The following is a 13,301-nucleotide window of genomic DNA, read 5'->3' as shown; positions in this document are numbered from 1 at the left end:
CCTGTCTTCATTTTTCGCGACAGGGCCGGTCTGCGTCAATCCCGACAAGATGCGACATGGTGGCGAAACGGCATAAAATAAAGAACCGCTACCGCAGTTTCTAATCATTCTACTCTGGAAAGGTGGGATGAAAGCTTGGGGGTTGGCCTGGATATGCCCTGGCCAGCGGAAGTATCACGCGGGCAGGTAGATCTCGCAGAGCATTCCACTGTCGACACCACGTCGCAGCCGCAGTTCCCCGCCATTCGCCTTGAGCGCGGCCGAGATGCGCGCCATGCGGAACGGCTGGCCGGCGGCACTGAAGCGGTCCGAGATCATCACGGCGCGGGTCGGTGAAAGCGCCTGAGCGATCTCTTCTTCGGTCAGGCCCAAGCCGCCGTCGCGGATCATGATGACCACACCCTCGGCGCCGGTGTCCCGGCCGTCCTGACGGGCAGAGATGATGACCTGGCCGCCGGCGGGCGTTGCGCGCACGCCTTCCTCAAGCAGCAAGCGGACAATGCGGGAGAGAGCCGGCGCATTGAACCAGGCTTCCAGCGGCGGCATGGCATCCTGGCGGATCAGGATGCGGCGGCGGCGGGCGCTGGGTGCCACATGGTCTATGGCCTCCTGCACAAGTCCCTTTACATCCACAGTCTCACGGCCGCCGTCGAATTCGCCGGGGATGAGCTGCTCGATATCTTCCAGGCTCGCCAGCAATTGCAGGCCGGCCGCGACCGCAGCCTCTGCCTGCTTGGAATAGCGGCTGTTCCCTACCGGGCCGAATGTGGAGGAGCGCACCGCATCCACAAACCCGAGAATGCTGGTCAGAGGCACGCGCACGGCATGGGAGATCCGCCGTACGAAGGGCTCCATGGCCTGCGCCATCGCCGCTTCCTCATCGATCTGCGCCGCCCGGTGGACCGGGCGCTCCATGTGGGAGGTCGGTCCTGAAAGCTCAGCGGGCGCGTCCCGCAGCACCAGGCAGAAGCGCGGTGGCGCCTCCGTTGCCCTGACAAGCGTGGCTTCCATGACGGTTTCGGCACCCAGGCGATGGCGAAGCGTCACCTTGGCCTGTCCCGGTGCCGCCCCCGGGAATGCTTCCGCAGCCTGATCAAGCAGCGAGACCGCCGCCGTCTGGCTACCTGAGGCAAACAGCAGAGTGAAGGGCTCGCCCTGAAGCTCACTGCTCCTGAAGCCACACAACGCGGCGGCGGCTATGTTCATGTCCTCGATCGCGCCGGAATAATCGAGAAGCAAAACCCCGAAAGGGATCACATCGAGGGCTTCGGACCGCGCCTTGGCCTGTACCGCACCGATATCGACCGCAGGCAAAGCCACCTGAACCGGCGGCGGGGGCGGGGGCGCATCGATGATGCGCACCAGATGCACGATCGCCGGTTGCCCTTTCCAGGTGGAAGATAGCAGCCGTGCCTCGACCGGAATGCGATTGCCACCGCTGGTTTCCAGTTCAAGCGGTCCATCGGGAGACGGCCGGCTCAGGCGTGGAGAGAGCCCGCCAGAATTCCGGAACGCTCCGGTGTCCGCAACTCCGGTCCAGGTGAGGAGAGTGGCATTCACATGCACCAACTCGCCGCGCTGTTGGACAGCAAGACCGATGGGCAGACCATCAAGCAGCCCATCGTCCAGCCCGGACGGCGGCGCGGGCGGAGGTGGGGGAGGCGGCGGCAGTTCGACGGTGCGCACCACATGCACGATCGCCGGCTGCCCGCGCCAATCCGCCGGTACCAGCTTCACCTCAACCGGCTGCCGCCCTCCAGCGAGCGACTCGATCTCAAGCGGCCCGTCCGCAGACCGGCGGTTCAGGCGCGGCGACAATCCCCCTGACGCTCGGAACGCATCAAGGTCGGCGACACCGGCCCAATTGAGCAGGGTAGAATTGACGTGCACCGTCTCGCCGCGCTGCTGCACCACGAGACCGACCGGCAACCCATCCAGCAGGGCATCATCCACCCCACGCGGCGGCGCGGGCGGAGGTGGAGGAGGCGGCTCCGGCACCGCGGCGGGCACCTCGATGGTGCGCACGACGTGCACGATTGCCGGCTGTCCGCGCCAGGTGGTCGAAACCAGCCGAGCCTCGACGGGCAGCTTGGTTCCGTTGACGGATTGAAGCTCCAGCGGCCCGTCGAGAGACAAGCGATCAAGGCGAGGTGTCAGCCCGCCTATGGCCCGGAAGGCTTCGATATCGGCGACACCCACCCATCCAAGAAGCGTGGCATTGGCATGCACCATCTCGCCGTCTTGCTGAATCATGAGCCCGATGGGCAGACGATCGAGCAGCCCCTCATCCACGCCACGCGGTGGAGGGGGAGAGGCATAGATAGGTTGAACCGAAGTGGGCGCGACGATGCTCTCGGTAGCCGGCTTGGCAGGCTCCGTCGGCGGCTCGGGAGAGAGCGGCGCCGGCTTCTGCCAGCCATCGATCGCATCGTTGAGCGTGCGGGCGATCTCATGAAAGGCGGATCGTTCGCGGGCGTTCAGCGCGCCGGCCCGCAAGGGCACGACGTTGCGCGCCGCCTCAGGCTCTTTCTGCGCCGGGCGGGGCGGCGCTTCCCAAATCAAGCCGAAGCCGCGCACGCCAATGCGCCGCTTGGCCCCATCGAACAGCGGAACGCCACCGATCTCGATTCGCCGCGCAGGATCTTCGCCGGTCCACAGAACCGTGTCGGAAAAACTCGCGCCATCGGTGAGAAGCGCTGAGATGGCGGAGGCATCCTTCAATACGCCGTCGCTCGCGAGATCCGCGAAGGTCCTCCCCTGCCAGGATCGCAGGCGGGGCGCCAGCGCATCGAGAAACGAGCGCGAAAGGGCCGAAAGCCGGCCCTGCGCATCAGCCTCCCAGGTGAAGCGCACGGGCCGCGTCGCTTCCGGCACGGCGGGAGCAGGGCTGGAGGGCTCTTTTGGCGGGGCGGGGGTGTCGCCGATTACCACGGCCTGCGGGTCCGCGAACACCACGAGACGCCCCAGCGGAGAGTTCACCGCGAGGCACGAGAACATGTGGGGCACGAAGCTGGACGGCACCCGAACCCGCTCCAGCCGGGGCGTGCCGCTGGTGTGCTCCCCGAGGCGGTGGGCGACGCTCTTCACACCCATGGGGGCAGGCACATCACTCTCGATGCCCAGCGCCGCGCAGGGCGGAGTGGCGAGCAATATCTTGGAATCGGAGAGCGAGACCACGAATGACGCGAGATCCGTCCGTCGAAGCGGCGCAAGCGCCGGCTCGTTCAACGACAGAAGACGGGACGTGTGCTCGCTCATGACCTCGGTCTAGGCAACTGCCTCAAGAGGAAACTCGGGAAATCTCGCGGCGGGAGTATATTTCGCGCCGCATCACGAGTGTGTCATTCAAAGATTAACAGGGCCGCAATCGCATCATTGTCGCAGGGTTGCCGCATGATCGATGCTGGGAGCGAATAATCGCCCGCAAGCGAGACCTCCGCAGCAATGGGGGACGCCCGCCTCAACACCCGTCAACACCCTAAGCCATTGAGCAAATATGGTTTCGCGGGAGGGATTAGCGTCAAATTAATTCCATCCCGCGCGATCCGCATTTATCATCGCCTTGGACCCGCAAATTGCCGGTGATCCCCAAACGCCCGAGGAGTACCAACGATGACCAGCAAGTTCGGTCCCGACCTCGAGTTGCCGCCTGAGCTGCGCGCCATTGCGGAAAAGAATGTCGCCCAGGCGCGGCAGGCTTTCGACACCCTGTTCGATACCGCCCGCACCGCCGTGGGTGAGTCGGAGGAACGCCTTCAGGAGGTTCACTCCGGCATCAAGGAGATGCGTGCCAAGACGCTCGGCCTCGTCGAAACCAATGTGAATGCCTCATTCGATTTCCTGTTCAAGGTGATGCAGGCGAAGACGCCCCAGGAGGTTCTCAGCCTCCAGACCGCGTTCGTCACCCAGCAGGTCCAGGCGGTCGCGAGCCAGGCCGCAGCGTTCGGCAGCGATGCGCGCACGCTGGGCGAATCCACCGTCCGCTCGCTGGACGAGCACGCCCGCGCCCTCTCGGAACGCGTCCAGGCCCTGGGTGCGGCCGCTGCCGCGCATGCCAAGTCTGTCACCGAGGACTTTCAGACCGCCGGTGCCGCAGCTGCGAAGAACATGCAAAGCACGGCGGAAAAATTCGCCGAATCGGCTCCCAAGCCCTACGACCCGAACCGATCATACTGAACGGTTTGCGACGCTTTCTCGGGAATATGGTGCGGCGCAAAAATTTCATTTTGTGCCGCACATAACGTGGGTTAATATCGCAGTGGGATCGTGGATCACGGGTCCGGGGCGTGCGCGCAGCCGGTTTCCCTGGACCTGTAAGCCCACTCGCGCACCAACCCGCCTAACAGCGCACCGAGGACGCCATGAACGAGAGCTTTACCAAAGCGTTCCAGGACCAGATGGCCGCCGCCAGCAGTGCATTTTCAAAGTTTGAAGTGCCCGCTCCGTTCCGTGACATGGCGGAAAAGGGCGTGATCCAGGCCCGTGGCAATTACGAGAAGTTCAAGGCCGCCGCCGAGCAGACCTCGGGCGTGGTCGAGAGCACCTACTCCACCGCCGCCAAGGGCGTCGCCGAATACAATGTGAAGTCGCTGGAAATCCTGCGCTCCAACATAAACTCGGCCTTCGATTTCTTCTCCACCGTGCTGACCGCCAAGAGCGCAGCCGAAGCGGTGGAACTCTCGACCACGCACCTGCGCGGCCAGTATGAGAGCCTCCAGGCCCAGGCCAAGGAACTCTCCAGCCTCGCGCAGAAGATTGCCACCGACAGCTCCGAGCCCATCAAGAGCTCGGTCGAAAAGACCTTCCGCAGCGCGGCCTGATCTTTTTCGTTTGTCTCTATGCGAAGGGCGCCGGGCTTCCGGCGCCCTTCGTATTTCTAGGGTGGCGATGTGCTAGGGGAGCGACGGCCGTCAGGCGAAGCTGCCTTGACGCCGCCGCGTCCCCTTGCGAAGACCTCGCCGATTGCGCCATCGTGCCTTGCCTTGTCGGCCGGCGATGGACATCTCCGGAACGGCGTCCCACGAGCCAGCCATGCGCGCCTTAGGTACGATTTCTCCCATCCTGGTTGTCGGCCCCTCCTGGGTCGGCGACATGGTGATGGCGGGAAGTCTCATTGAGAGCCTGCGCATCCGCGAGCCTGGCCGCCCGATCGATGTCATCGCGCCTCCATCTGCCCTTCCCGTCGCCCGGCTCATCCCCGGTGTGCGCCGCACAATTCCGCTCGGCCTCGGCCATGGTGAATTCGGGCTCATGGCCCGGTGGAAGGCCGGCCGCGCCCTTCGGGAGGAAGGCTATGGCAAGGCCATCATTCTGCCGCGCGCCTTCAAGGCCGCCATCGTTCCCTTTGCCGCCGGCATTCCCGAGCGCATCGGCTATGCCGCCGAGGGCCGCAGCGTGCTGCTCACCGAGGCGCGAGCCGACCGCGAGCGCAAAACCGCCCGCACGATCGATCGTTTCGTGGCACTCGGCGCCCCCTATGGCGACCATCTGAAGGCGCCGCGTCCGGTCCTCTATCTCCCCGACGGCGCCATGGAAGCCGCGACCTCGCGCTTTCCCCTGTTGGGGGAGGGGCCGATCATGGCCCTGTGCCCCGGTGCGGAATATGGCCCCGCCAAGCGGTGGCCGGCCCGCAAATTCGCGCGGCTCGCCGCCATGGCCCACGCGGCCGGCTATCGTATCCGCGTGCTCGGCGGCCCGAAGGATGCGGAGATCGCGGCTGAGATTGGCGCATTGGCTGGCGTGCCGGTGGACAATCTGGTCGGTCGCACCAGCCTGATCGAAGCAGCCGCGATTCTCGCCGGCGCCGATGTGGTCATTTCAAACGATTCTGGCCTCATGCATGTGGCCGGCGCGCTCGATCGCCCGCTGGTGGTGCTCTACGGCTCCAGCTCCGAAAAGATGACCCCGCCGACCGGCCCCCGCTATCAGATCGTGTCACACGAACTTCCCTGCCGGCCCTGCTTCAAGCGGGAATGCCCGCTGAAGACATTGGCCTGCCTGGAAAGCATCCAGCCCAACGAGGTTCTGGCGGCGGCGGCGCGGATCAGGGGATGAAGCTTCTCATCGTGAAGCTCTCGTCGCTGGGGGATGTGGTCCACACTTTCCCCGCTCTCACCGATGCGGCGCGCGCCATTCCCGGCCTCGTGGTGGATTGGGCGGTGGAAGAAGCGATGGTGCCGCTGGTGCGGCTTCATCCGGCGGTGCGACGCGTCATCCCCGTGCCGCTGCGGCGCCTGCGCAAATCACCGCTTGCCGCGTGGCGCTCGGATGAAGGCAAGGCCATGCGCGCGGCGCTCGGTGCCGAGACCTACGACGTTGTCATCGATGCACAGGGGCTGATGAAAAGCGCCGCCATCGCAAGATTCGCCAAGGGCCCGCGTCACGGTTTCGGCTGGGGCAGCGCGCGCGAAGGCATCGCGACGCTTCTCTATCATCGCCGCCACGCCATTCCCGAGCGGGAACACATGGCGCAGCGCATTCGCAAGCTGTTCGCCGCCGCGCTCGGCTATGACCTGACGGGCCTCTCGCCCGATGCCGGGCTGAACGTTCAGCCGTTGTCCGCGCAGGCGCCCTATCTGGTGCTGCTCCATGGCACCACCTGGGCCACCAAGACCTGGACCGTCCTGCGCTGGCGGGAATTGGCAGAGACCGCAGCGACTGCGGGGCTGCGTACGCGAGTGTTCGCACTGGGCGAGGAAGAAACCCGCCGCGCCGAGGCCATCGCCCGCGATCTTCCCAGCGTGGAGATCGTTCCGCCCGCGCCGATCGAACAATTGGCGCCGGTCCTTGCCGGCGCAGCGGGTGTCGTCAGCGTCGATACCGGCCTTGGGCATCTCGCGGCCGCGCTGGGCGTGCCGACCATCGGCCTCTATGGGCCGACCGACGCGCGGCTGACCGGGCTCTACGGTCCAAGGGTACTGGAGCTGAAATCCTTCCGCCCCTGCGCGCCCTGCGAGCGTTCACACTGCAAGATCGCCCCCCACACGGTGGAGGGCCCGCCCTGCATGGTGGACCATGGCGCGCGCGGCGCATGGCGCGCGCTGAACGTGCTGCGCTTCGGCAATGCCGACAAGATGGACAAAGCCGGCTCAAGCGTGGCACAGGAAACCGCTTCGGCGCCGCAGGTGCCCCCGCTTTCATGACTGGAGCGAACCGCTCCCCAAGGTAGGCTCATGGCTTCTCCGGGCTCCCGCGACACGATCCTGGTCACCGGCGGCGCGGGCTTCATCGGCTCCAACATCGCCCGGGCCTGTGCGGCCGACGGGTTTCGCGTGGTGGTCGCCGACTGGCTGGAAGATGGCCCGAAATGGCGCAACATCTCCGACATCCCGCTCGATGACGTGATCCGGCCGGAAGCCGTCCTTTCTTTCCTGGAGCGGGAGGCAGGACGGGTTGGTGCGGTGGTCCACATGGGCGCCATTTCCGCCACCACCGAGCGCGACGGCGACAAGATCATCGCCCGCAATGTGCGCCCGACCCTGGATTTATGGGACCTCTGCGCCCGCAAGGGGCTGCGCTTCCTCTACGCCTCCTCGGCCGCGACCTATGGCGACGGCTCGAACGGTTTCCGCGATGAGGAGACCATCTCCGACCTTCTCGACCTCGCCCCGCTCAATGCCTATGGCTGGAGCAAGCTGATGGCGGACCGGCGCTTTCTCGCCGACATCCAGGCGGGCAGGCTGCATCCCCCACAATGGGCGGGGCTGCGCTTCTTCAACGTCTATGGGCCGGGCGAGACCCACAAGGGCGACATGCGATCGGTGATCCACAAGATCTACCCCACCGCTGCCGCCGGCGAGGCCGTCACCCTCTTCAAGTCCCACGATCCCGGCTACGAGGACGGCGGCCAGCTCCGCGACTTCGTTTATGTCGCCGACTGCGTCGCGGTCATCCGCTGGCTGCTCGAAACCCCGTCGGTGAGCGGCCTGTTCAACATCGGCACCGGCGAGGCGCGCAGCTTCGCGGATCTGGCACGCGCGGTATTCGCGGCGGCCGGAAAAGAGCCGCGCATCGATTATGTCGACATGCCCGAGACGATCCGTAGCGCGTACCAATATTTCACCCAGGCGGACATGACGAAGCTGCGCGCCGCCGGTTTCTCCCAGCCCTTCACCTCGCTGGAGGAGGGGGTGCGCCAGTATGTGACCGGGCATCTGCGCGGACGGAATCTGGCGACATGAGGCGCGATCTCCATGCTCTCTGAAGCCCATCCGGGACCCATAGCGGTGATCGGCGATGTGATCGTCGATCTTTACGTGACCGGCTCGGTCTCCCGCATCTCGCCGGAAGCGCCGGTTCCGGTGCTGGTGCACGGTATGGACAGGCTGGTGCCGGGAGGCGCCGCCAACGTCGCGGCGAATGCGGCAGCCATGGGTGCGCCGGTGCATCTCGTCGGCCTCGTGGGCGACGATCTCCGCGCCAACGAACTTCGCGCCGCCCTAGCGGCATTTCCTCAGATTTCGCTCGACGGGCTCGTTGCCGACCAGAGCCGACCCACCATCACCAAGACCCGCGTGATGAGCGGGCGCCAGCAGATCGTGCGCATCGATGCGGAAGAAACCCGCCCGCCCTCGGCCGAGGTAGAGACCCGCCTGATCGCCGCTGCAATCGCCGCGATCGCCAAAAGCAGCGTCGTGGTCCTCTCCGATTATGCCAAGGGCGTGCTCGGCGATGCGGTGATCGCGGCCATCATGGCGGAAGCGCAGGCGCGCGGCGTGCCGGTCATCGTCGATCCCAAACGGCGCACCTTCGGCGTCTATCGCGGGGCGACCCTGGTGACACCCAACCGGCGTGAACTGATCGAGGCCACCGGCCTTCCCGATTCAACCGACGCGGAAGCCGCAGCGGCGGCGGAGGCGGCCTCCGCCCAATTCGGCGGCGATGTCCTGGTTACGCGCGCCGAGAAGGGCATGACGCTCTGGCGCCGCGACGGCACGGTCCTGCACGTCCCCGCCGAGGCGCGTGAGGTCTTCGACGTATCCGGAGCCGGGGATACCGCGCTTGCCGCGCTGGCGACGTCGCTCGCCTCGGGCGAGGAACTTGAGACCTGCGTGCGCATCGCCAACGCGGCGGCGGCCATTGCTGTCGGCAAGCTCGGCACGGCGGTGGTGACGCGGGCGGAACTGGCGGCGGCCCTCGATCAAGCCCTGCCGCAGATGGAGACCCCCGGCGCCCTGGTCTCGCTCGAGCGCGCTGTTGAAATCGTGACGCGCTGGCGCTCGGGTGGGGCAACCGTGGTGTTCACCAACGGCTGCTTCGACCTTGTGCACCCCGGCCACGTCGCGCTTCTGGAGGCCGCCGCCAGCGAGGGCGACCGCCTCGTGGTGGCGTTGAACACCGATGCTTCCACCCGGCGCCTAAAGGGGCCGACGCGCCCGCTTCAGGACGAAACCGCCCGGGCACGCGTCATCGGCGCCATGCGCTGTGTCGATCTGGTGGTGCTGTTCGACGAGGACACACCGCTGGAGAGCATCACGGCCTTGCTGCCGGATGTCTTGGTGAAAGGCGCCGACTACGCGCCCGAAGCGGTGGTGGGGGCGGATGTCGTCATCACCAACGGCGGACGGCTGGTGCTGGCAAATATCGTCCAGGGCCGCTCCACCTCGTCTCTCGTGGAGAAGGCGCGCGGCTGACTCATTGCCGCGTGGCGAGCGGACGATATAGTCAAACGACATGGCACGCATGACGAGACAGGACAGGCGGATGCGGACAGCATTGAGCGCATCGGCTGCGCCCACCGCGCCGCAATGAGCCGGCGCGTCCTCGTTCTCGGCGGCGCGCGCTCCGGCAAGAGCCGGCATGCGGAAGCCTTCATCGAGGCGGCACCGCCGCCTTACGCCTATCTTGCCACCGCACAGGCCCTCGACGCGGAGATGGACGCGCGAATCGCGCTTCATCGCACGCGGCGCGATGCCCGCTGGCAGACCCACGATTGCCCGCTGGCCGTGGCGGACCTTCTGGCGGCGCTCCCACCGGAGATGCCGGTGCTCGTGGACTGCCTCACCTTGTGGCTGACAAATCATCTACTGGCGGACCATGACCTTGAGGCTGAGCAGGAGCGGCTGGTTTGCGCGCTCCACGCGCGCAGCGGCTTGACGGTTCTGGTGGCAAACGAGGTCGGCCTCGGCATCGTCCCCGACAACGCGCTGGCCCGGCGGTTTCGCGATGCCGCCGGGCGGCTCAATCAAGCCGTTGCAGGCGTTGCCGACCATGTGGTCTTCATGGTCGCCGGCCTGCCCATGGTCGTGAAGGAGAGTGCCCCGTGAACGCCGAGATCGAGGATGCCGAGGTCGCCCGCCATCGGGAAAAGATGGCGAAGCGCAAGGCGGTCCAGGATGCAGAGGTGGCCGGCAAGACCCTGGAGAAGGGCCTGCTGATCGTCCACACCGGTCCCGGCAAGGGCAAGAGCACCGCCGCCTTCGGCCTCGCCTTGCGTATGCTCGGACGGGGCCGGCGGGTCGGCGTGGTGCAATTCATCAAGGGCGCGTGGCAGACCGGCGAGCGGGACGCCTTCGCGGCATTCAGCGATCGGGTCGCATGGCACACCATGGGCGAAGGATTCACCTGGGAAACTCAAGACCTGTCCCGCGACGTCGCCGCAGCCGAACGCGCCTTCGAGAAGGTGCGCGAGCTGATGGCGGACGAGACCATTTCTCTCCTAATCCTCGACGAACTGAACATCGCCCTGCGCTACGCCTATCTCGACCTTGGCGAGGTGGTGGCGACGCTTTCCGCGCGCCGTCCGGACCTGCATGTCGTCGTCACCGGCCGAAACGCCAAGCCGGAGCTTATCGCCGCCGCCGATCTTGTGACGGAGATGGGGCTCGTGAAGCACCATTTCGCGGCCGGAGTTAAGGCGCAGGAAGGCATCGAGTTCTAGCCCGCCATGCCAGCACTCATGTTTCAGGGAACAGGGTCGGATGTGGGCAAATCCCTGCTGGTGGCGGGATTTTGTCGGGCATTCGCCAACCGCGGGCTCATCGTGCGGCCGTTCAAGCCGCAGAATATGTCGAACAATGCTGCCGTGACGGCGGATGGCGGTGAAATCGGCCGCGCCCAGGCGCTTCAGGCCCGCGCCTGCCGCGTTGCGCCTTCGGTGCATATGAATCCGGTGCTGCTGAAGCCACAGAACGAAACCGGCGCGCAGGTGGTGGTGCAGGGCAGGGTGATCGGCAACGCGAAGGCGGCCGCCTACCAGGGCATGAAGAAAGACCTGTTGCCGGCCGTGCTGGAGAGCTTTCAGCGCCTCAAAGGCGAAGCCGACCTCGTTCTGGTGGAGGGGGCGGGGAGCGCCTCGGAAGTGAATCTCCGGCGCAACGACATTGCCAACATGGGCTTCGCGCGTGCAGCAAATGTGCCCGTGATTATCATCGGCGACATCGATCGCGGCGGGGTCATCGCCAGCGTGGTCGGGACCAAGGCGGTTCTTGATCCCGAGGACGAGAGACTGGTTTCCGGCTTCATTATCAATCGCTTCCGGGGCGACCCCCGGCTTTTCGACGATGGAATGAAGCTGATCGCCCAGCACACTGGATGGGCTGCGCTGGGGCTCGTGTCACACTTTCCCGCCGCGGCAAGGTTGCCGGCGGAAGACGCGCTCGCCCTTGATGGCCCGCCGCCCCCCAAGCCCGGCGCAAAGGTCCGAATCGCCGTTCCCATTCTGCCGCATATCTCCAACTTCGACGATCTCGATCCGCTCGACGCCGAACCAGGTCTGGAGGTGCGCCGCCTGAGACCGGGCGACGTGCTGCCGACGGATACGGATCTCGTCCTCCTGATCGGCTCCAAGGCCACCTTGGCGGACCTCGCGGCGCTGCGCGCCTGGGGACTGCATCACGACATCATCGCCCACGCGCGGCGCGGCGGACGGGTGCTCGGCCTCTGCGGCGGCTACCAGATTCTCGGAGAGAGGGTGGACGACCCTCATGGCCTGGAGGGGCCGGCGGGAAGCATGGAGGGGTTGGGCCTGCTCAAGGTCGGCACGGTTTTGACCCCACATAAAAGGCTGGAGGCGGTTGAGGGCACCTCGCACCTTGGCGCGCGGTTCAGCGGCTATGAAATGCACATGGGCGAAACCACCGGCCCCGACTGCACCCGCCCCTTCGCGATACTGTCAGGCGGCGCGCAGGACGGTGCGTTGTCACCCTCCGGCCAGGTGATGGGCACCTATGTCCACGGCCTGTTTGGCGACGACCAGCAGCGCGCGGCATGGCTGGCACGGCTGGGCGCCGGCCCGGCGCGAGTGGCCTATGAGGCGCAGGTGGAGGAAACGCTGGATGCGCTCGCCGCGCATCTCTCAGCCCATGTGGACCTCAACCGCCTACTCAGCCTCGCGCGATAAGCAGGATCCCGGCGCCAATGCAGGCGAGGGCGATGAGCAGGCCATCGGCGATTTTGAAAAGCCGAAGTGCCGCGCGAATGTCCGCCGCATCGATCTCACGCCGGCCATCGCCCATGAACGCCGCCTCTGCCCGAATCCCGCCGTAAGATCTCGGCCCGGCGATGGAAATGCTGAGCGCTCCCGCCATCGCCGCCTCCGGCCAGCCGGCATTGGGCGAGCGGTGCTTTCGCGCATCGCGCAGCATGCTTGTCCAGGCTCGGGGCAGGGAGGCACCGGGCATCAGACCCGCCGCCAGCACGATCAGCACGCCGGAGAGGCGCGAAGCGGGCAGATTCGCCACATCGTCCAGCCGCGCGGCCGCCCATCCGAATGCCTGATGGCGCGGCGTCTTGTGGCCGATCATGCTGTCCGCGGTGTTCAAGGCTTTATAGGCGGCCGCGCCCGTGAGGCCTCCGCATGCCATCCAGACTGCCGGAGCGACGATGCCGTCCGAGAAATTCTCCGCGAGGCTCTCGATGGCCCCCCGCGCGACGCCGGCGACATCAAGCTGGTTCGGGTCACGGCCGACGATATGCGACACCGCCACACGGCCCGCATCGAGCCCGCCCGTCTCCAACGCCCGCGCCACCGCGGCGACGTGCTCGTAGAGGGACCGCTGGGCCAGCAGGGAAGACGCCAGCAGAGCCCCCAAAATCAAGCCGAAGGGCAGGGCGAGCAAAAAATGCTGGATGGCAATGGCGGGCAGGGCGGCGGCGAGCAGGAGCGTCAGCAGAGCGACGATCCCAAGTCCCCGCCGCAGTGCGAAAGAGAAGCCCTCCCGGTTCCAGCACCGATCCAGTGTGGCGATCAGCCGGCCGATCCAGATGACCGGATGCCCCGCAAGGCGCATCAGCCAGCGGGGATATCCGAACCCCACCTCTATCAGGAGAGCCAGGGCGGTCAGCGGAAAGAATGGCACGCG

At 66.3% G+C, this 13,301-nt stretch carries 11 protein-coding genes; 9 read left to right on the top strand and 2 right to left on the bottom strand.

From position 1 onward, the window contains the following. Nucleotides 1-174 precede the first annotated feature (174 nt). On the bottom strand, nt 175-3,258 hold the full coding sequence (locus ADADO0_RS18860; RefSeq protein ID WP_511306744.1) for a PAS domain-containing sensor histidine kinase: 3,084 nt from the start codon (nt 3,256-3,258) through the stop codon (nt 175-177). A 354-nt stretch (nt 3,259-3,612) separates the two neighbouring features. Here ADADO0_RS18860 and ADADO0_RS18855 point away from each other — a divergent pair, with 354 nt between their 5' ends. The 9 genes from ADADO0_RS18855 to ADADO0_RS18815 all read left to right on the top strand — a co-directional run bounded on the left by ADADO0_RS18855 (nt 3,613) and on the right by ADADO0_RS18815 (nt 12,340). Then, nucleotides 3,613-4,176 (top strand): phasin family protein, encoded by a 564-nt coding sequence (locus ADADO0_RS18855; protein WP_511306743.1) that lies wholly within the window; start codon nt 3,613-3,615, stop codon nt 4,174-4,176. Nucleotides 4,177-4,361: 185 nt separating this feature from the next. Continuing rightward, nucleotides 4,362-4,820 (top strand): phasin, encoded by a 459-nt coding sequence (locus tag ADADO0_RS18850; protein ID WP_511306742.1) that lies wholly within the window; start codon nt 4,362-4,364, stop codon nt 4,818-4,820. Between the two features lie 211 nt (nt 4,821-5,031). Then, the gene (gene waaF, locus ADADO0_RS18845; RefSeq protein ID WP_511306741.1) at nt 5,032-6,054 is read left to right on the top strand and encodes a lipopolysaccharide heptosyltransferase II; all 1,023 of its coding nucleotides are present in this window, start codon (nt 5,032-5,034) and stop codon (nt 6,052-6,054) included. Then, nucleotides 6,051-7,142, top strand: coding sequence for a lipopolysaccharide heptosyltransferase I (waaC, locus tag ADADO0_RS18840; protein WP_511306740.1), 1,092 nt, complete (start codon nt 6,051-6,053; stop codon nt 7,140-7,142). Before waaF ends, waaC begins: the two co-directional genes overlap by 4 nt. 30 nt (nt 7,143-7,172) lie before the next feature. Then, entirely contained in the window at nt 7,173-8,180 is a 1,008-nt protein-coding gene (gene rfaD, locus ADADO0_RS18835) for an ADP-glyceromanno-heptose 6-epimerase (protein ID WP_511306739.1), read from the top strand. Nucleotides 8,181-8,192: 12 nt separating this feature from the next. After that, entirely contained in the window at nt 8,193-9,632 is a 1,440-nt protein-coding gene (rfaE1, locus tag ADADO0_RS18830; RefSeq protein WP_511306738.1) for a D-glycero-beta-D-manno-heptose-7-phosphate kinase, read from the top strand. 114 nt (nt 9,633-9,746) lie between these two features. After that, nucleotides 9,747-10,265, top strand: a complete 519-nt coding sequence (cobU, locus tag ADADO0_RS18825; protein WP_511306737.1) for a bifunctional adenosylcobinamide kinase/adenosylcobinamide-phosphate guanylyltransferase — start codon at nt 9,747-9,749, stop codon at nt 10,263-10,265. Continuing rightward, the gene (cobO, locus tag ADADO0_RS18820; RefSeq protein WP_511306736.1) at nt 10,262-10,879 is read left to right on the top strand and encodes a cob(I)yrinic acid a,c-diamide adenosyltransferase; all 618 of its coding nucleotides are present in this window, start codon (nt 10,262-10,264) and stop codon (nt 10,877-10,879) included. Before cobU ends, cobO begins: the two co-directional genes overlap by 4 nt. An 18-nt stretch (nt 10,880-10,897) precedes the next feature. Beyond that, on the top strand, nt 10,898-12,340 hold the full coding sequence (locus tag ADADO0_RS18815; RefSeq protein WP_511306735.1) for a cobyric acid synthase: 1,443 nt from the start codon (nt 10,898-10,900) through the stop codon (nt 12,338-12,340). On the opposite strand, the gene cbiB is transcribed toward ADADO0_RS18815, so the two are convergent. Further along, complete coding sequence (cbiB, locus tag ADADO0_RS18810) at nt 12,324-13,298, bottom strand: adenosylcobinamide-phosphate synthase CbiB (protein WP_511306734.1); 975 nt, start codon at nt 13,296-13,298, stop codon at nt 12,324-12,326. The two genes, ADADO0_RS18815 and cbiB, sit on opposite strands and share 17 nt — an antisense overlap. Nucleotides 13,299-13,301: the final 3 nt, after the last annotated feature.

Origin of the sequence: Aquabacter sp. (assembly GCF_965279295.1) — a bacterium.
In the GTDB taxonomy this organism is placed as follows: domain Bacteria; phylum Pseudomonadota; class Alphaproteobacteria; order Rhizobiales; family Xanthobacteraceae; genus Aquabacter.
The sequence above is the reverse complement of the archived record's forward strand: the minus strand, read 5'-3'. Positions and strand labels throughout refer to the sequence as shown.